Here is a 1,246-nt window from a genome sequence, read left to right on the forward strand (position 1 = left end):
CTACATGCTTACCCCAGGACTACCATCGCCTGGGCTGGACTACCTTCCTGCGTCACCCCATCGCTTACCTACTACCCGATCGGATCGAGCGTTCACTCTGACCCCAAGCCCGAAGGCTTTAGGCGAGTTAAGGACTCTTAGCATCACGAGGTTCGATATGGGCGCGTTAAAGCGGGTACGGGAATATCAACCCGTTGTCCATCGACTACGCCTGTCGGCCTCGCCTTAGGTCCCGACTTACCCTGGGCGGATTAGCCTGGCCCAGGAACCCTTGGTCATCCGGCGCGAGGGTTTCTCACCCTCGATTCGCTACTCATGCCTGCATTCTCACTCGCACAGCCTCCACGACTAGATCACTCTGCCGCTTCACCGGCTGCACGACGCTCCCCTACCCACCAACAAGCCCCGAAAGACTCATCAGTGCCACGACTTCGGCGGTGTACTTGAGCCCCGCTACATTGTCGGCGCGGAATCACTTGACCAGTGAGCTATTACGCACTCTTTCAAGGGTGGCTGCTTCTAAGCCAACCTCCTGGTTGTCTCTGCGACTCCACATCCTTTCCCACTTAGCACACGCTTAGGGGCCTTAGTCGGTGATCTGGGCTGTTTCCCTCTCGACTACGAACCTTATCGCCCGCAGTCTCACTGCCACGCTCTCACTTACCGGCATTCGGAGTTTGGCTGACGTCAGTAACCTTGTCGGGCCCATTAGCCATCCAGTGCTCTACCTCCGGCAAGAAACACGTAACGCTGCACCTAAATGCATTTCGGGGAGAACCAGCTATCACGGAGTTTGATTGGCCTTTCACCCCTACACACAGGTCATCCCCCAGGTTTTCAACCCTGGTGGGTTCGGTCCTCCACCCAGTCTTACCTGAGCTTCAACCTGCCCATGCGTAGATCACTCCGCTTCGGGTCTACAGCATGCGACTCAAACGCCCTATTCAGACTCGCTTTCGCTACGGCTCCCCCACACGGGTTAACCTCGCCACACACCATAACTCGCAGGCTCATTCTTCAAAAGGCACGCAGTCACATCACACAAGGACCGAAATCCTCGTAAGCTCCTACGGCTTGTAGGCACACGGTTTCAGGTACTATTTCACAACCCCTCACCGGGGCACTTTTCACCTTTCCCTCACGGTACTCGTGCACTATCGGTCATCAGGGAGTATTTAGGCTTACCAGGTGGTCCTGGCAGATTCACACAGGATTTCTCGGGCCCCGTGCTACTTGGGATCCCCTC

The 1,246-nt window shown here is 56.3% G+C and carries 1 rRNA gene; it reads right to left on the reverse strand.

Annotation, left to right across the window (positions count from 1 at the left end):
• Nucleotides 1-1,246 (reverse strand): 23S ribosomal RNA (locus V5E28_RS48995); the annotation flags it as partial.

The sequence above is a fragment of the Nonomuraea sp. LPB2021202275-12-8 genome (assembly GCF_037044575.1).
In the GTDB taxonomy this organism is placed as follows: Bacteria; Actinomycetota; Actinomycetes; order Streptosporangiales; family Streptosporangiaceae; genus Nonomuraea.